Raw genomic sequence first — 20,166 nt, forward strand, 5'->3', positions numbered from 1 at the left:
CCGAGTCTGTCATTCCAGATTATCTGGACCTGATGATGGACTTTAGGAAGTGATAGAAAACGGCCATCAGGTTCTTGATGCTTTTATTCAATACGAACTCTCTGGCTGCCAAGCCAGTGGCTTCAGCGTAACCGAGCAGCTTTCTTTGCGATGCACCGCTGTGAATTCGGTAGTCGAGCAGTATTTCATCCATGTTCGCCCACTTGATGCCAAGACGCTTGAGCCTAAGCCACAGGTCATAGTCCTCGGAGTTGAAGCCGGCGTTGTATCCACCGGCCCTGATGATCAGATCCTTGCGGTAAATGATGGTGTTGTGGGCAAAACAGTTCTTGTACCTGAGCAATTTGTCGATATTGGCGCCCTTGGGGTAGATGCGGGTGCCCAACACAGTTCCTTCAGGGTCGATGAGTCGCAGGTCGCAACCGACGAAGTCGAGCTGGTTGGCCTGCAGGTAGGCCAATTGCTTTGCCAGGCGATCTGGCCAGCAGACGTCATCGGCATCCATCCTGGCGACATAGTCGTACCTGGCGGCATCGAGGCCGAGGTTCAGCGCGTTCGCCAACTGGGGAATCTTGCTCTTGACGACCCGCAAGCGAGGTTCCTGAGCATAGAGCTCATTGAGGCGGGTTTCGGTTTCGTCACATGCGGCGCCATTGGCGACGACGATCAGTTCGAAATCAGCAAATGTCTGAGCCAGAACGCTATCGATGGCCAGGGGGACGAAATCATCGAACCTGCTGACGCCCATAACAACACTAATCATTGGCTTACCGCCGTACCTTGAAATAACGAAAGTCCATTAATGCCGGGAGCTGCCTGTCGAGGGCTGGCCCATTGGCGTGCCGGTCAAAGAGGCGACTAGGGACGCTGCCGGGTATTGTTGCGCAAGCGACCTAGCCAGTCTTTGGTGCGATAGACGAACGAGGTTCCGAAAATCATGAATGCCGCGGTCTTCGCCCACGTGATGTCGATGGGGAAATAGAAGAAGTACTTCAACTTCCCCCGGCCGAAGAAGGCTTCGCGCAAGGCAATGGATTTCTTGAAGTAGAGATTGGGCCAGAAGCCCGTGATGAACGGGCGTATGGCCGCGAAGAAGTCGTAGTGCCTGGCGTAATCACGGGCTACGGACTCTTGATCGTGGACAACGGCTCCACAGTCGTTGCCACCGTGGAGCCTGTAGAACAGGACCGGTTCGGCGAGCACGCAAACCCGGTCGGCCTGGAGCAGGAAGAACGAGATCCACCAGTCCTCGAACTTCAGCTTCTCGGGCAGGGGAAACACGCGTTGGGCATCTTTCCTCCAGAGCAGGGCGCAGCCACCGGAAAGGCTGCTGCCCAGCAGGTTCTTCAGATAGCTCGGTTGGGCGGGCAGCACTTGGCCAATGGTCTTGGCGGCATCGTGGTCGTAGCGGTACAGGCCACCGTAGACCGAGTTGCCAGTGGTCTTGGCCTTATCCAGGAGCTTTTGCGTTCTGCCTTGCACCAGATAGTCATCGGCGCCCAACAAGCAGATGAACTCTCCTTGGGCCATTTCAAAGGCAGAGTTGAAGGCTGCGTTCTTTCCCTGGTTCTTGGGAAAGGCATGTATCTTGACCTTCGGGTTGGCAGAAAACTGGCTGCGCACCAGGGAAAGGGAAGAGTCGGTCGAGCCATCATCAACTATGCAGACTTCAACATCGAGCTCTTCGCTGGCCTCTTTCAACACCGACTCAACTGCTTCGACTATATAGTCCTCCTTGTTGTACAAGGGGATCAGATATGAAACAAGGTGCATGTGAGTCCTCAATCTAACGGTGTACTTCGAAGTCAATCAGGTTCGAGCTGATAGTTGTTTTAACAAGTTGCTGCCGGTTGCTTGTGGCTCACCACGGCCTTGTACAGTTCCCGCTCGGCCTGGCTATCGAACTGTGAGTTGTGCCACAACAGGGTGAAGCAACCGCCCACAGCCTGGCAGATATCCTTCAGGTCGCAGAACTTCTGCAACGCCGCCTGACCAACCCCCAGCCCCATGTAATGCTGGGCCGTCACCGTGGACTCCATGGCGACCAATGGACGAATACGCAAGTCCAGTTGCCGACCCTCGAGAGGGTCGTAGGCCGGGTACTCATAGCAGGTCCCACAGCGAAACCCTACATAGTCGGCATAGCCCAGGGTGCTGTCGTAGCCTAGCCCCGCGTCGTTCCAGGCGCGCATTGTAGTGGGATGCTCCCAGCGCAGGTAGTGCATTCGCCCGCCCCAGGTCGTCTGATGGATATTTTCCTGCGCGCAGGTCTTTTTCAACCGCTGTGCCTCGGCCAGGATGTCTCCAGGGGACTGGTAGGTGTTGTAGCTGGGGTGCAGGCCGATCTCGTGGCCTCGTGCATGGATATCCCGCAACAACTGGCGAATGGCTGGATGTTCGGGTTCGTAGTCGGCATCCTTGGCCGGATCCGTGCGGCCGCAGATGAAGTAGAAGGCGCTGACCAGCCCGTGTTGCTCCGAAATGTCCATGAGCCAGTGGAAGGTGTTTGCCGGGTCGGCCGGATGCAGCGACGTGCCGCTATTGAGGCGCACCCATGGGGCTACCAGGGCTCCCTTGATATTCCCGCGCTTGAGGACGTCGGCCAGCATCCCGCGAGCGATGCCCGTGGGCGAACGGAATCCGTAGTAGCTCGGCATGTCGACGTCATGGGACACCTTCATCGACGGCTGCTGGCGCTTGAGCACCAGTTCCGGCCAGGTCTTTTGGATGACCTGGCCGAGAATGCCGAGCCATTCGTCCACCACGGGGCGCTCCAGGTAACCGTGCTTGAAGGCGTGGGAGGAGGTGGCGGCGAAACGCTGGTGGTTGTCCAGGTTTTCGCGGTTGGTTTCTTCCAGGCGCGACAGCATCCAGTACGTCAGGCCGAGGATGTCGTAGTGGATGTGGTAGCCGCCATCGCTTGGCTCGATCAGCGGCGAGGGCAAGTCGCTGGCTCCGGGCGCGGGTAGGGCGCGTCCCAGGGCCGGGGTCCAACCTTCCCGGGCCGCGTTCCAGCTGGTGCATGGCAGGTCCGAGTCGGCCCGGTTGAAGCTACTGGAGTCCGTTGCCAGTAGCACGCGGGCGGGGTTGTCCTCATGGCTCAGGCACAGGATGCCGGCATCCAGGAGACCGATGGAAAATGCATGGCCATAGCGTTCCGCCAGGACCTGCTGCAGCCAGCTGAGAATCGATGGGTTCGGCCAAGCCTTCTGCATAGTCATTGTCCTGCCCTGAGTTCTTTGATGAATTGCACCGCCCTGATCATCCTGGAGGGGGTTTTCGAAACTGCGAAGTAGGGCGTTTGCACTGCCCCGAAGGCCCTGAAGAAGCGTTCGACAGGTTCGAGCATCGAGCCTTCGAAATCGAATCGCCTGGTGACCGTGGAGGCGAACTTGATGGCCTCCCACATGCACAGGCTGGTGGCGCCGCTGTTACGCAACTCAGGGTCTCCGCCACCCATCAGGTAATAGGCGCTATTGGCGTCCCAGATCAGGTAGACCCCGGCATGCCTACGGCCCTGCTCGTCCTCGGCGATGAATATCTTGCGTGCGCCATGTTCGACGCAGGCCTTGTCGAGTCGCTCGACGAAGCTCTCCGAGTAGGGCAGCGGCATGCCCTGGCGGGTAAATACGAGGCGGTTGAGCGCCAGGAAGTCGGCGATGTCCAGGTCGTCGCGGACCCGGACCTGGAAGCGTTCGCTGGCTTTGCGCACATCGGTTCGAATATTGGCCTGGACCTCTTGCCAGAGTACGTCTTCGTTACCCAGTTCCGGGAGGACGTAGGTATAGCGAGTGGTCTGCTTGAAGCCGCGCCAGAAGAACGGCAGCCAGTTCTGCTGGCTGTAATGCCAGTTCTGGGCGTATTGGTGGAACCTGGGCAACTGGTCGATCAGGGATTCCATCAGGTCTTTCTGCTGCCCGAGCGCCTTGGCGTACTTCGCGTTGCTTTCGCGCAGCCATGGACCCAGGAACTGCGTGAGGGAGGGCTGGCCCAGCAAGGTGGAACCGCGATGTTTCTTGATCACGTAGGGCAGGGCGGCCATGACCTTGCCGCCCTTTTCCACGATGGCGACGTCCCAGTTTTCTGCACCGGCTGTAGCGTCGAGCCACCAGGCCTGGCTGAAGATAGGGATTGATTTTTCTGCTATGCAAGCGTCCCTGTAGAGTGTTTTGTTTTGCTGCATACAGAAAACCATCAGTTTATTTCGGTGGCGGCAAGTATATTGTATTTAGCTGACCTAAAATATACTTGCCTCTATACGATATGCTCCAATGTACTAGGCCGATTAACTGCTTGCCTATGTTGGAGGCTTTGTCGGTCAGTTGTCGGATGATTTGCGGATGATTACGTGGTACCTGTATTCGTAGTACTTAGAGCTGATGAAACTTACTTTGAGATTGAATTTCTTGCATGTTTCAAACCAGAAGTACGGTGTATAGGCAATTCCCATGCCCTGGTCTTTCCATTTGATCCACTTGTTACCACTCAGCTTGAAAGCCGCCAGTCTGGCGCAAGGTAGCATGCCTCTTATGAACGACCTGGCTTTAGCACCTGGCCCGCTCGGAGCAGGTTCTAACTGTGTTGAATAGTAGGAACCCATGTTTAAGGTCAGGTAACGAATAGGGTCGACGCAATCGAATAGATAAAACCCGCTGGCTTTCTCGTTTTTAGCAAAAATTTCAATAACCCTGGTGATCTCTGAAGGATTCAAATATTGGTTCAGGGCTCCTGTCGTAGTCCAAGTCGGAAAGTCGGATTGGGGCAGGATTTCAAAGACGTTAGCTACCTCCAGTTCTATATCGATACCATCCAGGAGCTTCTTGGCGGACTCAATCATGGAGGCGGAGTAGTCAACACCCTTTGAGATGTTCGCTATTGGAGTAAGGTGTTGTAGTAGCTCACCAGCACCGCAACCCAAGTCGATAATTTTTCCCTCGGCCCCAAACTCCTCGAGTACGTGCGTACACTCAAGAGCTTTCTTCTTGAAGTACTCAGTGCTGGAGAAACGATGTCCGCTATTGGTCTTGTCTTGCCAATAGTCCTTGGGGTTGCTCATAATAATTATCCGCTAAAGTTTAGTTTTGATTTGTGCTTGGAGTTAGTTTGAGGATGGCGCTTTCTGCAGAGTGCTTGTTTTCGGACTTTGAAAAGCAACCCTCATGGCTCAATTGCTCTGAAATCGCATCAGCCCAGGACTGGCCTTCTTTTATGCGTTTTGCGATTCCAAGGTTTTGCCACTCCATATAATAGCTGCAGTTATTTTCAAGCAGCGTAGGAACGCCCTCAAGTGCAGCCTCGATCGTGACCGAAGAGTTAAGGGTGATATGCAAGTTGCTTAGTTTCAAAACATAGTCGAGTGGTAGGCCCGAGCATAAGGCTAAGTCACTATTCGTAGTCTTGAGTAAATTCGAGTAGAAGTCTTTTTTCTCCATCATTGCTGGATGTAGGCGGAACAGCCAGAATACTGACTCGAAGTCAGGGCTGCGCATTGCATCACGTAATGAATTAATGAAGTCTTCGCACTCAATGGGTTGCAGCGTGACAAGGACCACTTGAGTACATTCAGAACGCTTTAAGTTTTGGGTCAGCGCATGATATGTCGGGAACTCGACATCCACTTCATTCAAGTACTGGCTAAAGATACGACCGCCCAAGATGCCCGAGTGAAACTCTCCACCCCATGAGTTTATGTTGGCGACATCCTCTGCTGTCCAATTCCAGAAAAGCTTGGGCAATATGTCCCATCCACCCTCAGGTACGCATCCCCAGTTTCCGTAGGCAAAATGTCCTGCCCCTTGGACTCCGTGCTGAAGATCAAGGGTCTTGATGCCCAGTGCATTGGCGGCCGCCATGAGGGAGAAGCCAAAAATATTGTAATATGTCACGACCATTACAATCTTTGGCTGCTTTGATTCCAGGATCCTGGAAAATCGATTTTTATGAAGTTCTAGCTGCGTAAGGGATTTCTTGATTGCTTGCAAGTTAATCGAATTAGTATCGAAGCCCAATAGATTGAGCTCGTTTTTCAAGCTTTCGATAATTGCTAGATCTGTATCTTTTAGAATTGTGGATTTGTATTTGAATCCACTCATGAAAGAAATAAGTGTCAGGTGTTTCTGTATGTAGGCGGTCTTTTCCGAGCGAGGGTGGCGGTACTCGGCATCGAGTGCTAGTTCTTCGGCATAAAAAGCCAGGTTCTTGCCTGCCTTTTCGCACCAGTGTCTCAGAGGCGCGAAGAATGTATCGAAGTGCCGATCTTTTACTTTGACTCCGCGACAAGTCGAGTGTGTCAGGTAATAGACATCGCAATGCTTGCTTCGGCTTTGATTGTTCTTCGGGTCAATGAAGTTTTCAAAAAAAGAGCTGATCGCATTCAGATATTTCTTGAATCGATCTTTTGCTCCAGCCTTGCCTTTGGTGGGTGGAACCAGTGGGTCGTTCTCAAAACCGAGCATCATTCGTAGCAAAGGCCAGTATTGCGTGCCCTTGTAGCGCAGTGATGAAACGTCATATTTTTTTTCAAGCATGCACAAGGTATCAAGAAAGCCTTTTTCTCTGATAACAGGTGCAGAACTACCTTCACGATCGCCCACCAGCCGTTACTCCGCGACCGCTTCGAAACTGACAGCTGTGTTGGCGGCGATGTCCCGGCTGGCACGTTTGCCGACGACCTGGTCATAGCACTTGGGGGGCAGTCCGTAGCTCGGACGCACGCTGCGAATGGCGTCGGGCGTGATCAGTTCCCCAGCTTTCAGATCCTTGACGAAGTACAGGGAGCGGCGGAATTTCGCATTGCCTTGTTCGCTGGACTTGCGGGCATAGTCGACTTTGCCCAGGGCGGACCAGGCGGTCTTGCTGTTGCGGCACAGTTCCGCCAGCTCGGCAGGTTCCAGGGAGAAGCTGTCGTCAGGACCGCCGCCGCTCCTGTCCAGGGTGAAATGTTTTTCGATGATCGAGGCGCCCAGGGCAACGCTGGCAATGGCGGTGGTGTTGTCCAGGGTGTGGTCGGACAGGCCGGTCACCAGGCCAAAGCGCTGGATCATCTCTGGAATGGTGCGCAAGTTGTAGTCGCTGGCCGGGGCAGGGTAGCCGCTCACGCAATGCAGGATCGCCAGTTCCTTGCAGCCGTTGGCCTTGGCGGTATCGATCGCTTCCTGGATTTCCTCGGCATCGGCCATGCCGGTGGAGATGATCATGGGTTTTCCGGTGCTGGCGACGTACTTGATCAACGGCAGGTCCACGGCTTCGAAAGAGGCGATCTTGTAGGCCGGGGCGTTGAGGTCCTCCAGCATGTCCACCGCAGTATTGTCGAACGGCGAACTGAAGATGGTGATCCCGAGTTTTTCCGCATGCTGGAACAGCGGCGCATGCCAGGCCCAGGGCATGTGGGCTTCCTGGTACAGCTGGTACAGTGATTTTCCATCCCACAGGCCGCCATGGATCTGGAACTCCTCGGAGTCGCAGTTCAGGGTGATGGTGTCGGCAGTGTAGGTTTGCAGCTTGATGGCATCGGCCCCGGCTTTTTTCGCCTCTTCGATGATCTTCAACGCGGTTTCCAGCCTTCCGTTATGGTTCGCGGAGAGCTCGGCGATGATGTAGGGAGGGGCGTCCTGGGCGATACGACGGCCGGCGATGTTGATGCTGTAGGTGTTTGACATAGCGTCGGTGTCTCTCAAGTATTTGATGGCCATTGAGCGGCAAGAAGGCCGAAACAGACGGTGTCGTGATAACTCTGGCCGTCGAAATGTTGCTCGCGCAGGATGCCTTCCTGTTGAAAGCCAAGGTTGCGATGCATCTTCAATGAGCGCTCATTGTAGGCCAGCACCTGGCCGCAGACCTTGTGCAGGTTCAACTCGGTAAAGCCATGCTGCAGGGCTGCATGCCCCATGAGCCGGCCTGTGCCCTTGGGGGCTTGTGGCGCAGCATAGAAGCCCCAGTCGGCGATGCGGCCTTGTGCCGATTGGTGGAAGTTGACATAGCCGAGCGCGACACCCTCGCTTTCGAAGATCAGCAGGGAGCGCCTGGGGTCGGCATTGGCCTGTTCGAACCAGCGCGCATGCTCGGTGCGGGTGATTTCATGCTGGGTGTGCATGTAGCGACGGATGTCCTGGTGGTTGCGCCAGGCGAGCACCTGATCGATATCGTCTTCGATCATGCGTCGTATCAGCCATGGGCGATCGGATTGGCCGGTCATCAGGCGAGTTGCTCCAGTTTTTCCACGACGTAATGGGCACCGGAGCCATCGGTCACTCCGGTGGCTGCCGCGATCATCTGCGCCAGCCGGGGTCCTTGCTGCAGGCTGGTCAGCAGGGCCGGCAGGCGTTCAGCGATATCCTGCGGGGTGCCGAGCAATTCTCCAGCGCCGGTTTCAGCCAGTGCATGGGCGCCAGGCCACTGGTTCTCGGCAATGACCACGGTCAGGGTGGGAAGCCCCATGCAGCAGCGTTCCCAGGAGGTTCCGCCGGCGGCGCCGATGGCCAGGTCGCTGTCGGCCATCCGCTGTGCCATGTCGCGGATATCCACCAGCACTTCGGTGGCTACCTGCATCCGCACACATTGTTGTCGCACGCTGTCGAGCCATGGGGCGGCGCCCCCCATCACCACCCAGATGCGGCAGTCGTCCGGCAACTGGCAGTTACCTAGTGCCTTCAGCACCTGGCCGGTGACATTGTCCTTGTCGATGCCGCCCATGCTGATCAGCAGCTGCCGGAGTTGCGGCGTTGCCCGGCGTTCCAGGCTGTATTGGCGCAATTCGGCGAATTCGGGGCGCAGCAGTGAGTAGCTCGAGCCGGCGAGTACCTGACAATGGGGCAGGACCCGAGCCTGGTAGTCCGCGGCCTGGCGACCCAGGTTCTGGTCCAGGAGCAGGTCGCTGCAGTGCGCCCGATCGGCCAGGTCGTCAATCGCCATCAGCTTGCCGCACAGTGGCCTGACGGCAGCCTCCCAACGACTATCGAGGGCGTAGTGGTCGACGATCAGCCAATCAGGTTGCAGCTCGCGCAACACCGCCGCCGACTCACTGGCGTCCTGGTTCTGAGTAACACCGAGCCATTGCTGGTGGGCGAGTTGGGGGCCGTCTGTCTCATCCGCCATCGGGGACGACGCGGGTTCGACAGGTGCAGCGGCGGGAAGCTCGTGCACTCGATGCCCCTTGGCCACGATCTGCGCCAGCAGGCCACGGGGGGCGCCACGACAGATGAAGTGGCACTCGACGCCCCGCTGGGCCAAGGCATCGGCCAGGGTGAGGCAGCGCATTACATGGCCGATGCCGATTTGCACCGAGGCATCGGCACGAAACGCAACGCGCTCGATCATCTAGAGCCAGCCGAGTCGAGGTATGGCTTGCGGATCGGCACACCGGCCGCGGCCAGGGCGTTCTTCGCTCCGGCTGGAGTCTGCTCGGTGAAATGGAACATGCTCGCAGCCGCGACTGCCGAGGCCCCGGCCTGGATCACGGCCTCCACCATGTGCTGGTAGTTGCCCGCGCCGCCTGAAGCGATTACCGGGATATTGACCGCCTTGACCACGTTCTCGATGAGCGCCAGGTCGTAGCCCTGCTGGGTGCCATCACGATCGATGGAGGTGATCAGGATTTCGCCCGCCCCCCTGGCCTCGACCTCCCGGGCCCATTCGATGACCTTGCGACCGGTGGCTTGTTTGCCGGCATGGCTGAAGCACTGCCAGTCGTTACCGTCGGCTTCATGGCGTACGTCGATGCTCGCCACCACGGATTGCGCGCCATGGCGCTTGGCGATTTCGGTCAGCAGTTCCGGGTTGCCGTAGGCCGCGGTATTGATGCAGACCTTGTCCGCGCCTGCCCGCAGCAGGCGCTGCACTTGGCCGATATGGGTGATGCCGCCGCCAACGGTCAGGGGCACGAAGCATTCCTGGCCAAAGTCGTCGACGGATTCGAAGTCCAGTTCTTCATCCGACTTGTGGGCCACGATATCCACCAGCACGAGTTCGTCGACTTCCCGCTGGTTGTAGACCTTGATGGCGGGCATGACCGAGCCGACCCGGCGCCAGCTGTCGAAGCCAATGCCTTTCACCAGGCCCAATTGTTTCCACAACAAGGTGGGAATCACGCGAACCTTCAGCATTCTGGAGCCTCTACAAAGTTTCGCAGCAACCGAAACCCGGCCCTGGAGCTTTTTTCTGGATGAAATTGCGTGCCCCAGACGCGGCCGCGTCGAACGGCGGCAACGACCGGTACGCCATAGTCGGTGACCGCCAGGACATCGGCAGGGTCCGCAGGAGTGAAGGCGTAGCTGTGCACGAAGTAGAAATCCGTGCCGTCGGGGATACCTTCGAACAGCTCGCGCTCTGGAGCACAGGCCGAAACATTGTTCCAGCCGCTGTGCGGCACCCGCAGGGTACAGCCCAGGGTACTCAGGTGCTCGACCTTGCCCGGGATCAGGTTGAGCCCGGGAGTGTCGCCCTCACCCTCGCCCTGGGCTCCTTCCATGCTGCTGGTGGCCAGAAGCTGCATGCCGACGCACACGCCTAGCAGGTGTTTGCCACGATGCTGGATCTCTTCGTGCAAGGCATCGACCCAGCCGCCTTCGTGCAGTAGCTGGGCGCAGTCGGCAAAGTTGCCGACTCCGGGTAGCAGCAGTCGATCGACGTTGTGCATGTCCATGGGGCGATCCACCAGGACCGGGGTTACGCGCAGTGCTTCGATTGCGCGCATCACCGATCCCAGGTTGCCGACTCCATAATCAATAATTCCGATCTTCATACGTTGTCGTAGTTGACCTTGGTGAGGTTGCCATCCCGATCTTTAATCAACACACCCTTGGCGTCGCGTTTAAAGATCTTCTTGTTGGTGAACTTGTCACACAGCGCGATGAACTCGTCGACGGTCATATCCAGTGGGCGCAGAATTTCTTCCAGGCTCTTGCCCAGGTATTCCCATGGGAACTTGCCATCGAGGTTGGTCACGATGTCCAGGCCATCCAGGCGGGTCAGCCGGCCACGACGGATATGCAGGCAGGCGTGGTCGGTCGCACGGCTGAAGCCGAACTTTAGGAACTTGAAGTAGTCGTGGATGCCATGCTGGTGGTTGTCCAGGTTCTCGTAGTTGACCATGGAGCCTTCGGCCACCTTCTCATAGGAATGGAAACCATGCGCTTGGGCGATGAGGGCGTTGGACAGGCCATCCCAGGGGATGTAGTGGCCGAGGAACAGGCCGGTGACCCCTACGCGCGCCAACTCTTCGTCGCTTGGGTAGGTGTACGAGATCAGGTGCTTGGCTTCGATGCCATCGGTGCCGATCAGGTCGGATACCCGCATGCCCAGCAGGCCACCGAATTCTTCCAGCCAGCGCCGGTTGAGGACGTTGTTGCTGGCCGCTGCGGCTGGGCCGCCGTATTCGTTTTGCGAGTTCTCGCCCCATACGATGAGCGGAATGTTGAACTGCACGGCTGCGCGAACCGGGATAGTGAAGATCCCGACGTGCTCGGGCCAGGCGATGTCGCCCACCTGAGTCAGGCCGATCCGGTTCAGCTTGGCGCGAACCTTCGGGTTCGGTGACATCTCGACGTAGTCGACGCCGAGGTGCTTGAGGTTTTCGATGTTCTTACGGCCGATATCCGAGAGGTCGCAGGTCGTCGAGGTTACGCAGAGCGGGTTCAGGCCCAGTTGCAACATGCGTATTACTTGGTAGGTGCTGTCCTTCCCGCCACTGACAGGAACGATGCAATCCCAGTTGTCGCCGGTCTTGTTCTTGTACTTGTCGAGGATCACCAGCAGTTCCTGCTTGCGCTGGTCCCAGTCGACTTCGTTCCGTTGTTCGTAGCTGCGGCAGGCACTGCAGATACCCTCATCGTCAATATAGAGATCAGGTTTGGTGTCGGGCATTACGCAGCGCTTGCAATAAGTCAGCATTCTTTTAAATCCTCTCGAAAAACAAATTATTACAGGCCGTTAACCCGAAGCCCCACGGCCTTGAAAAGGTATTCGGCCATTTCCCAGTCTTCCAGCGTGTCGATGTCTTGGACGCGGTGCCGCGGCAGTATGATCGGCAGCGATCGGCTGCTGAAAATAACCCGGTTTTCCAACCACGCCGCGCAGGCTCCCCAGTAGAACTGCCCAGCATCGTGGAAGGCATGTTCAAGATCTTGAGAGCGGACAGCGAAGAGCTCGGGATTGAACATATCGACGCGGCCATCCTCTTTGATGCGGATGGCACGTTGAATCGGAAACGCATAGCTGGTCACTGAAAATGCGTAGTCGCCACCTTTTTCCTCCAGCGCCTTGAGTCCCTTGAGGATGTCCTGGCTGCTGATGAGAGGGGCCGTTGCATAGACACAGCACGCATATTGAGGGGTCACACCCTGCTGGTTCAACCACTCGATGGCGTGACGCACCACCGGCGTGGTGCCCGTGTGGTCGTCGGACAAGGCTGCCGGGCGCATGAAGGGCACGCTGGCGCCATGTTCGATGGCAACCTCGGCGATATCGGGATCGTCTGTGGAGACGATGACCTGCTCGAAGCAGCCACTGTTCAGGGCGGCCTCGATGCTCCAGGCGATCATCGGCTTACCGCAGAACTCCTTGATGTTCTTGCGTGGAATACGCTTGCTGCCGCCGCGGGCGGGGATGATCGCGACGTTCATCCCAGCAGCGCCTGGTTCAATGCAGCCACGACCTGGTCCTGCTGCTGTTCGGTCATGGTCTGGAACATCGGCAGGCTGATGGCTTCGCGGTAATACTGCTGCGCTTGGGGGAATACTTCGGGATCGATGCCCATCTGCCGGTAGTACGGCTGGGTCGGCACCGGGATGTAATGCAGGTTGACGCCAATGCCCTGTTCACGCAGGGAGGCGAAGACCTGGGCGTGGGTCTTGGCGATTTTCCCCAGTTGCAGGCGGATCACATACAGGTGCAGGCCGGAGTAGCTGTCCGGATGCTGCCAGGGCGTGGTGACCGGCAACCCGGCCAGGAGCTGATCGTAGCGACGGGCCAGTACATGGCGGCGAGCGACGTACTGGTCCAGGCGCTGTACCTGGCTGACACCCAGGGCCGCCTGCAATTCGGTCATGCGGTAATTGAAGCCCAGGTCGATCTGCTGGTAGTACCAGGGGCCATCGGATTCATGGGTCATCTGCGCCGGATCGCGGGTGATGCCATGGCTGCGCAGCAAGGCCATTCTTTCGGCCAGGGCGGCATCGTTGGTCAATGCCATGCCGCCTTCAGCGGTGGTGATGATCTTCACCGGGTGGAAGCTGAACACGGTGATGTCGCTGTACTTGCAGTTACCGATGAACTCGTCCTGGTACTTGCCGCCCACGGCATGGGACGCGTCCTCGATGATCTTGAAGCCGTAGCGCTTGGCCAGGGCATGGATCGCCTGCATATCGCAGGGTTGTCCGCACAGGTGGACGGGGACGACCACCTTGGGCAGTTTTCCTTCGCGCTCCGCTTGCTCCAGCTTGCGCTCCAGCGCCTGCGGACTGAGGTTGTAGGTCACCGGGTCGATATCCACGAAGTCGACCTGGGCCCCGCAATACAGCGCACAGTTGGCCGATGCCACGAAGGTGATGGGGCTGGTCCAGAGCCAGTCCCCGGGACCCAGTCCCAGCGCCAGGCAGGCGATGTGCAGTGCGGACGTCGCGCTGTTCAACGCCAATGCATGCCGGGCACCAACATGTGATGCCAGCGCTTGCTCGAAACGCGGGACCATGGGGCCCTGCGTGAGAAAGTCGGACTGCAATACCTCCACTACCGAATCAATGTCTGCTTGGGTAATGTCCTGGCGACCGTAGGGAATCATGGATCAGATACTCCCGATCTTTTCGCGATTGAGGTCGATCCAGGCCTGCAACTGTTCGCCGCTCATCCACTGGCTGTTGCTGTCGCTGGCATAGACGAAGCCTTCCGGTACTTTCTGGCCGTCCTTGATGCGCTCTTCGCAAGTCGCCCAGTTATTGATCGTCGGCAGGATCTTGAAGTGTTGCGGGTATTCGTAGGTGTAATAGGCGTCCTCGACGCTGATCATCTGCTCGTGCAGCTTCTCGCCGGGACGGATGCCGACCACTTCCTGGGCTGCGTCCGGAGCGATGGTCCGGGCCAGGTCGGTAACTTTCATCGATGGGATCTTCTTCACGTAGATCTCGCCACCTTCCATGTCTTCGAAGGCGTGCCAGACCAGTTCCACGCCCTCTTCGAGGGAGATCATGAAGCGAGTCATGCGCTCGTCGGTGATGGGCAGTACGCCCTTGTCCTTGATCGACATGAAGAATGGGATCACCGAACCACGGGAGCCCATGACGTTGCCGTAGCGAACCACGGAGAAGCGGGTCTCGTGGCCACCGGAATAGGAGTTGCCGGCGATGAACAGCTTGTCGGAGGCCAGTTTGGTGGCACCGTACAGGTTGATCGGACTGCTGGCCTTGTCGGTAGATAGGGCCACCACTCGCTTGATGCCCTTGTCGATGCAGGCATCGATCAGGTTCATGGCGCCATTGATGTTGGTCTTCACGCACTCGAAGGGGTTGTATTCGGCGGTCGGTACAATCTTGGTCGCCGCTGCGTGCACGACGTAGTCCACGCCATCCAGCGCTCGATACAGGCGGTCCTTGTCACGGACGTCGCCGATGAAGAAGCGTACGCGCGGGTCGCCTTCGAACTTCTTCGCCATGTCCCATTGCTTCATTTCATCGCGAGAGAAAATGATCACTTTTTTCGGGTTGTATTTGGCAAGAGTCATTGGCACGAAGGTGTTCCCGAAAGAGCCTGTGCCGCCAGTGATGAGAATGGTTTGGCCGGTGAGCATGAACGTTAATCCTATTTATAAGCTTTTAAGTTGAACCAAGGCATCGGATGTACTTTGTTGGAAAGCCACCATGTGCCAACGAATGATAAGCATTGAGTAAGCATGAATGCCTGGGCTGCACCTACCAGTCCATTGCGCTCCACCAAGAAGAACATCAGCGGAATATTTATCAATCCAGTAATCAGCGTGATCAATGCCAGGTTCGAGTTCTTGTTTTCGAAGAACACGTAGTTGGTGACCATGTAGTAGCAGCCGCCAAAGGCGAAGCCCAGTGCGATGTAGATCACCAGCTCGCTGGAGGCCTTGAACTCGCTACCTACCACGAAGCCCATCACCCAGGGCGCCAGCAGGCCGAAGATGATCGCCATGGCGAACAACAGGCCCATGTACAGATATGAAAAGCGAACTATGCGTGAGCGTGGTACTTCTTCCTTGCTCGATAGGCTCTTCATCAGCCATGGCGCATAGACCTTGTTGAAGGACTCGGTCACCAGGCCGATGACCTGCCCGAACTGCAAGGCCACCATGTAGAGACCTGCCTGGCTGACATCCAACAACCTGACGATGATCAGCCGGTCCGTGGCGACTATGAGCAGCCCGCCGATGACATGTGGAATCAGCGGCACGCCGAACTTCAGCGCGTCCAGGCAGTGGGTACGCCACACTACCGGCTTTCTCAGCAGGCCGTCCTTCCAGAGCCAGCAGAATCCGATCGCGCCGAACAGGCCGATGGCAAGCGCCTGGGCCAGCACACGGCCTTCCCAGGCCATGCCGACCACCAGGATCAGCAGCAGTGAACCACCAGCGTTGAGCAGGCTCTGGCTGATCTGGAAGGTGCCGTATTTCACCGCCTGGCCAGCCACTTGCCACAGCGACAAGCGAATGTTGATGAGGAACTGCAAGCCCGACACCACGACAGCCACCAGCAGCCAGTCCGCAGGTAGGCCGGTGATCTCGGGGAGCCAGGGCCGCAGCCCGAGTGCGACCAGGAAGATGGTGGCGGTACTGACGACCAGGATGCCCATGCAGGTCACCACGTACTGCGCCAACTCCTCCTTGGCCAACTGGAAGTAGCGGACCCCGATGGCGCCATGCACGCTCAGCCCGGTGAATGCGCTGATGATGCTCAGGCAAACGCCGAACATGGCAATGCTGCCATAGTCGGCCGGGCTCAGTACCCGGGTCAGAATGGGCAGGAGAAAAAACGGTATCGCCGCATTCAGGACGTTAGCCCCGAAGTAGATCGCGGTGTTGCTCACCAGTTTTCTAGTGTTGCTCATCGATTCGCGACACCGCTGGACACCAGGCCCTCAACGACTTTCAGTTGATCCTCGAGACTCATGTACGGATGCATCGGCAGGCTCATCACTTGTTCCGCCACTTCGTCGCCCAAGGGCAGGCTGACGCTGTTGTCGGCAACCGCCGGTTGCTTGTTCAACGGGATCGGATAGTGCACGGCGGTGGGAATGCCACGTTCCTTGAGCTGGGCTTGCACGCTGTCCCGGTTCCTGACCCTGATGGTGTACTGCGCATAGACGCTGGTGTTGTACGGCTCGACGTGGGGCGTCGCGCCGATTCCGGCATCGTGCAACAGACGTTCGTAGCTTTTTGCCACCTCTTGGCGCAGCAGGATTTCTTTTTCGAAAAGCTCCAGCTTGGCCAGCAGGATCGCCGCCTGCAGGGTGTCCAGCCGGCTGTTCACGCCGACCCGGATGTGATGGTAGCGACGGTCCTGGCCGTGCCGGGCGATCTGGCGCAGGACTACGGCCAGTTGGTCATCATTGGTGAAGATCGCCCCGCCGTCGCCATAGCAACCCAGTGGCTTGCTGGGAAAGAAGCTGGTGCAGGCGATGGTGGTCAGGTTGCAGGAGCGCTTGCCTTTATAGGTGGCGCCAAAGCTCTGTGCGGCATCCTCGATCACCGGGATACGGTACTTTGCGGCGATGCTGTTGATGGCATCGTAGTCCGCGCACTGGCCATAGAGGGACACCGGGATGATGGCCTTGGTTCGTGCAGTGATCGCGGCTTCCAGGCGCTGCGGATCGAGGTTGTAGGTACGCGGGTCGATATCCACGTAAACCGGCTTGGCGCCCAGCAAGGCCACGGTTTCCGCAGTGGCGATGTAGGTGAAGCCAGGGGTGATGACCTCGTCACCGGGAGCGACGCCCAGGGCCATCAAGGCAATCTGCAGCGCATCGGTGCCATTGGCACAGCTGATGCAGTGCCTGGCGCCTGTCAGGTTGGCGAGTTGGGTTTCCAGCTCGGCCACTTCCGGGCCGAGGATGTACTGGCCGTGGGCGAGTACTCGCTGGATGCCTGCGTCGATGCGATCCTTGATCAGTGCTTGTTGGCTTTTCAGGTCGATGAATTCGATCATGCTGGGCTCTGCTCCTTGCTCAGATGTTTACCGCGCAGGCTGTAGCGAGCCCCGGTGTGCGTGCATGTGGTGGTGGCGTCGCCTTCGACCGGCAGGTCCAGTTGCTCGCCGAACTCGCTCATCCAGCCGATCTGCCGGGCCGGTACGCCGACCATCAGGGCGTAGGCCGGTACGTCCTTGTTGATCACGGCGCCGGCGCCGACGAAGGCGAACTCGCCAATGGTCACCCCACAGACGATGGTGCAGTTGGCACCCAGCGTCGCGCCTTTCTTCACCAGGGTGTCACGGTACTGGTCCTTGCGCTCGATCAGCGAGCGGGGGTTGTAGACATTGGTGAAGACCATGCTCGGGCCGCAGAACACGCCCGCCTCGAGGGTCACGTTGTCGTACACCGAGACGTTGTTCTGGATCTTGCACTGGTCGCCGATCACCACCTGGTTGCCGACGAAGACGTTCTGCCCAAGCGACACCCCCTTGCCGATACGCGCGCCGCCGCAGACGTGCACGAAATGCCATACGCGGGAGCCTTCGCCAATTTGTGCGCCGTCATCGACTATGGCGCTGGGGTGTACTTGATAGGGCATGGGGACCTCAGCGAGCCAGGGAGGCGAGGAATGGGTGTCCTTCACCGTCTTGCGCGGCCAGCGGCTTGGCGCAACGGATGAACTCGACGGTTTCGACGCAGTGCCGCGCATCTTCGATGCCGTAGCCCTTGCCGTCCAGGATGGCTTGGTAGCTGACGGTATGCAGGTCGGTAAAACCTTCGGAGAACTCTATTTCCTGCCCATCGACGGTAATCGAGCGGTAGGTGGGTTTCTTGCCCTTGACGGCGTCAGGCAGGTCGTTCTGGTCGATCGACAGGAACCAGCGGACACGGGCGTTTTCATACTCCAGGTAGCCGGCAGCCTTGTAGGCATCGCTGTAGTGCACGACATTGCGCTGCAGCTTGCCGAAGATGAAGTGCAACATGTCGTAGAAGTGCACACCGATGTTGGTGGCTACGCCGAACGACTTGCGCAGGTCGCCCTTCCAGCTCTCCATGTACCAGTTGCCGCGGGAGGTGATGTAGGTCAGCTCGACTTCATGCTTGTGGTCACGCTGTTCACTGCGGACTTTTTCCTTGAGATCGATGATCGCCTGGTGGTGCCGCAGTTGCAGAATGTTCCACAGACGCTTGCCGGTCTCGCGCTCGGTCAGGGCCAGGTCATCGAGCAGGGCGCTGGTCGGAACCAGCGGCTTCTCGCAGATGACATCACAGCCCAGGCGCAGCGCTGCGGTGATATGCGGGTGATGCAGGTAGTTGGGGGAGCACACCGAGACGATATCCAGCGCCGTGGCCGGATCGCGCTTCAGGCGCCAGGCGTGATCATAGAAGCGCTCGAATTCGGTGAAGAACTCACTGCGTGGAGACAGGCTGTCGATGATGCCGACCGAGTCATTGATGTCATAGGCGCAAGCCAGCTCGTTACCCGTGTCCTTGATGGCTCGCATGTGACGTGGGGCTATGTAGCCGGCTGCGCCGATCAGGGCAAAACGTTTCACTAGGACGCTCCAAAATACAAGGTCCCGGACGAGCCGGGACTGGAAGAAATCAAGCCTTGACGATATGGGCTTCGGGTTGGCGGTACTTGCCGCGGCTATCGATGATCAACCGGGCACTGGACTTGATCAGCTCGTAGTCGAACTTGTCATGGTCGGTGGCAAGGACCACGGCGTCGAACTCCGCCAGGCTGCTGGCGGTCAGGGGGACGCTGGACAGATCGAAGTGGTGTTCACGCATCTTCGGGAACACCGGGACATGCGGGTCACTGTAGGCGACGATGGCGCCCTTGGCCTCCAGCAACTCCATGATCTCCACGGATGGCGATTCGCGCATATCGTCGACATTCTTCTTGTAGGCGATACCCAGCACCAGGATACGGCTGTCCTTGAGCGCACGGCGGCCATCGTTCAAGGCGTCCACCAGCTTGTTGACTACGTACTCCGGCATGGCCTGGTTGACCTCGCCGGAGAGTTCGATGAACCGTGTATGCAAGCCGTACTCGCGGGCCTTCCAGGTCAGGTAGAAAGGGTCGATCGGGATGCAGTGGCCACCCAGGCCGGGGCCAGGGTAGTAGGCGGTGAAGCCGAAGGGCTTGGTCGCCGCGGCATCCACCACTTCGAAGATATCGATGCCCATGCGATCGGCGACCACCTTCATTTCATTGACCAGGCCGATGTTGACCGCCCGATGGATGTTCTCCAGCAGCTTGGTCATCTCGGCGGCCTTGGTGGAGCTGACCAGCACCACCTTGTCGATCGCCTGCTCGTACAAGGCGACACCCACTTCGAGACAGGCTGCGGTATGGCCGCCCACTACCTTGGGAATGGTGCGGGTCTCGAAGTCGGGGTTGCCCGGGTCTTCACGCTCCGGCGAGTAGACCAGGAAGATGTTCTGGCCGACCTTGAGGCCCCCTTCTTCAACGCGAGGCAGTAGTTCTTCCTCCGTGGTCCCGGGATAGGTGGTGCTTTCCAGCGATACCACCTGGCCGGCGCGCAGGTAAGGTTTGAGCGAGTCGGTGGTGTTGATCACGAAACTCATGTCGGGTTCGCGATATTTGTTCAGTGGAGTAGGAACGCAGAGGATCAAGGCATCGCATTCGCTGACACGGCTGAAGTCCACGGTCGCTTCGAAGCCGCTGGCATGGGCTGCGGCAATCTTGCTGGCGGGAATGTGCTCGATGTAGCTCTGCCCGGCATTCAGTTGGTTGACTTTGTTCTGATCGACATCAACACCCAGCACACGAAAACCGATTGCGTTGTAGCGCAACATCAACGGCAGACCGACATAACCCAGCCCGATAATACCGATCAGCGCTTCTTTGCTCTTGAACTTCTCAATGCTTGCCTGTTTGATGTCTGACATCAATTAAAACTCCAACTTGACTGCGTCTTAATATTTAGTAAGTGCTTAACTTCAACTTTTAATAGGCTGGAAGTTTTAACTTTGGATGATTGGAAATTAATTGCTAGA

General features: G+C 57.9%; 20 protein-coding genes. All 20 read right to left on the minus strand.

Annotation, left to right across the window (positions count from 1 at the left end):
• Positions 1-19: 19 nt before the first annotated feature.
• The 20 genes from GDH07_RS29755 to wbpA all read right to left on the minus strand — a co-directional run bounded on the left by GDH07_RS29755 (position 20) and on the right by wbpA (position 20,058).
• A complete protein-coding gene (locus GDH07_RS29755; RefSeq protein ID WP_152899640.1) occupies positions 20-763 on the minus strand; it encodes a glycosyltransferase in 744 nt (247 codons plus the stop codon).
• A gap of 95 nt (positions 764-858) precedes the next feature.
• Entirely contained in the window at positions 859-1,773 is a 915-nt protein-coding gene (locus GDH07_RS29760) for a glycosyltransferase family 2 protein (RefSeq protein WP_152899641.1), read from the minus strand.
• Positions 1,774-1,832: 59 nt separating this feature from the next.
• Positions 1,833-3,215, minus strand: coding sequence for a polysaccharide deacetylase family protein (locus GDH07_RS29765; protein WP_152899642.1), 1,383 nt, complete (start codon positions 3,213-3,215; stop codon positions 1,833-1,835).
• A 2-nt stretch (positions 3,216-3,217) separates the two neighbouring features.
• Positions 3,218-4,063: a GNAT family N-acetyltransferase gene (locus GDH07_RS29770; RefSeq protein ID WP_218584752.1), complete on the minus strand. Its 846-nt coding sequence runs from the start codon at positions 4,061-4,063 to the stop codon at positions 3,218-3,220.
• 255 nt (positions 4,064-4,318) lie between these two features.
• Entirely contained in the window at positions 4,319-5,056 is a 738-nt protein-coding gene (locus GDH07_RS29775; protein WP_152899644.1) for a class I SAM-dependent methyltransferase, read from the minus strand.
• 19 nt (positions 5,057-5,075) lie between these two features.
• Positions 5,076-6,593 carry a hypothetical protein gene (locus GDH07_RS29780; protein ID WP_152899645.1) on the minus strand — a complete coding sequence of 506 codons (1,518 nt, stop codon included), beginning with the start codon at positions 6,591-6,593 and terminating at the stop codon, positions 5,076-5,078.
• Positions 6,594-6,599: 6 nt separating this feature from the next.
• Positions 6,600-7,658 carry a pseudaminic acid synthase gene (gene pseI / locus GDH07_RS29785; protein WP_152899646.1) on the minus strand — a complete coding sequence of 353 codons (1,059 nt, stop codon included), beginning with the start codon at positions 7,656-7,658 and terminating at the stop codon, positions 6,600-6,602.
• Between the two features lie 14 nt (positions 7,659-7,672).
• Complete coding sequence (gene pseH, locus GDH07_RS29790) at positions 7,673-8,194, minus strand: UDP-4-amino-4,6-dideoxy-N-acetyl-beta-L-altrosamine N-acetyltransferase (RefSeq protein WP_246196052.1); 522 nt, start codon at positions 8,192-8,194, stop codon at positions 7,673-7,675.
• The gene (gene pseG, locus GDH07_RS29795) at positions 8,194-9,315 is read right to left on the minus strand and encodes a UDP-2,4-diacetamido-2,4,6-trideoxy-beta-L-altropyranose hydrolase (protein WP_152899647.1); all 1,122 of its coding nucleotides are present in this window, start codon (positions 9,313-9,315) and stop codon (positions 8,194-8,196) included. The genes pseH and pseG overlap by 1 nt, the downstream gene beginning before the upstream one ends.
• On the minus strand, positions 9,312-10,100 hold the full coding sequence (wbuZ, locus tag GDH07_RS29800) for a glycosyl amidation-associated protein WbuZ (protein ID WP_152899648.1): 789 nt from the start codon (positions 10,098-10,100) through the stop codon (positions 9,312-9,314). The genes pseG and wbuZ overlap by 4 nt, the downstream gene beginning before the upstream one ends.
• Complete coding sequence (gene hisH, locus GDH07_RS29805) at positions 10,094-10,738, minus strand: imidazole glycerol phosphate synthase subunit HisH (RefSeq protein WP_152899649.1); 645 nt, start codon at positions 10,736-10,738, stop codon at positions 10,094-10,096. Before hisH ends, wbuZ begins: the two co-directional genes overlap by 7 nt.
• On the minus strand, positions 10,735-11,886 hold the full coding sequence (locus GDH07_RS29810; RefSeq protein WP_152899650.1) for an N-acetyl sugar amidotransferase: 1,152 nt from the start codon (positions 11,884-11,886) through the stop codon (positions 10,735-10,737). The genes hisH and GDH07_RS29810 overlap by 4 nt, the downstream gene beginning before the upstream one ends.
• Positions 11,887-11,915: 29 nt before the next feature.
• Positions 11,916-12,617, minus strand: coding sequence for a pseudaminic acid cytidylyltransferase (gene pseF / locus GDH07_RS29815; protein WP_152899651.1), 702 nt, complete (start codon positions 12,615-12,617; stop codon positions 11,916-11,918).
• Entirely contained in the window at positions 12,614-13,774 is a 1,161-nt protein-coding gene (pseC, locus tag GDH07_RS29820; protein ID WP_152899652.1) for a UDP-4-amino-4,6-dideoxy-N-acetyl-beta-L-altrosamine transaminase, read from the minus strand. The genes pseF and pseC overlap by 4 nt, the downstream gene beginning before the upstream one ends.
• A 3-nt stretch (positions 13,775-13,777) precedes the next feature.
• Positions 13,778-14,776, minus strand: coding sequence for a UDP-N-acetylglucosamine 4,6-dehydratase (inverting) (pseB, locus tag GDH07_RS29825; RefSeq protein ID WP_152899653.1), 999 nt, complete (start codon positions 14,774-14,776; stop codon positions 13,778-13,780).
• An 11-nt stretch (positions 14,777-14,787) separates the two neighbouring features.
• On the minus strand, positions 14,788-16,056 hold the full coding sequence (locus tag GDH07_RS29830) for a lipopolysaccharide biosynthesis protein (RefSeq protein ID WP_152899654.1): 1,269 nt from the start codon (positions 16,054-16,056) through the stop codon (positions 14,788-14,790).
• Positions 16,053-17,153, minus strand: coding sequence for a DegT/DnrJ/EryC1/StrS family aminotransferase (locus tag GDH07_RS29835; RefSeq protein WP_152899655.1), 1,101 nt, complete (start codon positions 17,151-17,153; stop codon positions 16,053-16,055). Before GDH07_RS29835 ends, GDH07_RS29830 begins: the two co-directional genes overlap by 4 nt.
• Complete coding sequence (wbpD, locus tag GDH07_RS29840; protein WP_152899656.1) at positions 17,150-17,737, minus strand: UDP-2-acetamido-3-amino-2,3-dideoxy-D-glucuronate N-acetyltransferase; 588 nt, start codon at positions 17,735-17,737, stop codon at positions 17,150-17,152. The genes GDH07_RS29835 and wbpD overlap by 4 nt, the downstream gene beginning before the upstream one ends.
• 7 nt (positions 17,738-17,744) lie before the next feature.
• Positions 17,745-18,695: a Gfo/Idh/MocA family protein gene (locus GDH07_RS29845; RefSeq protein ID WP_343038358.1), complete on the minus strand. Its 951-nt coding sequence runs from the start codon at positions 18,693-18,695 to the stop codon at positions 17,745-17,747.
• Between the two features lie 49 nt (positions 18,696-18,744).
• Entirely contained in the window at positions 18,745-20,058 is a 1,314-nt protein-coding gene (wbpA, locus tag GDH07_RS29850; protein WP_152899657.1) for a UDP-N-acetyl-D-glucosamine 6-dehydrogenase, read from the minus strand.
• Between the last annotated feature and the right edge of the window lie 108 nt (positions 20,059-20,166).

The organism is Pseudomonas piscis (genome assembly GCF_009380155.1).
Lineage (GTDB): Bacteria > Pseudomonadota > Gammaproteobacteria > Pseudomonadales > Pseudomonadaceae > Aquipseudomonas > Aquipseudomonas piscis.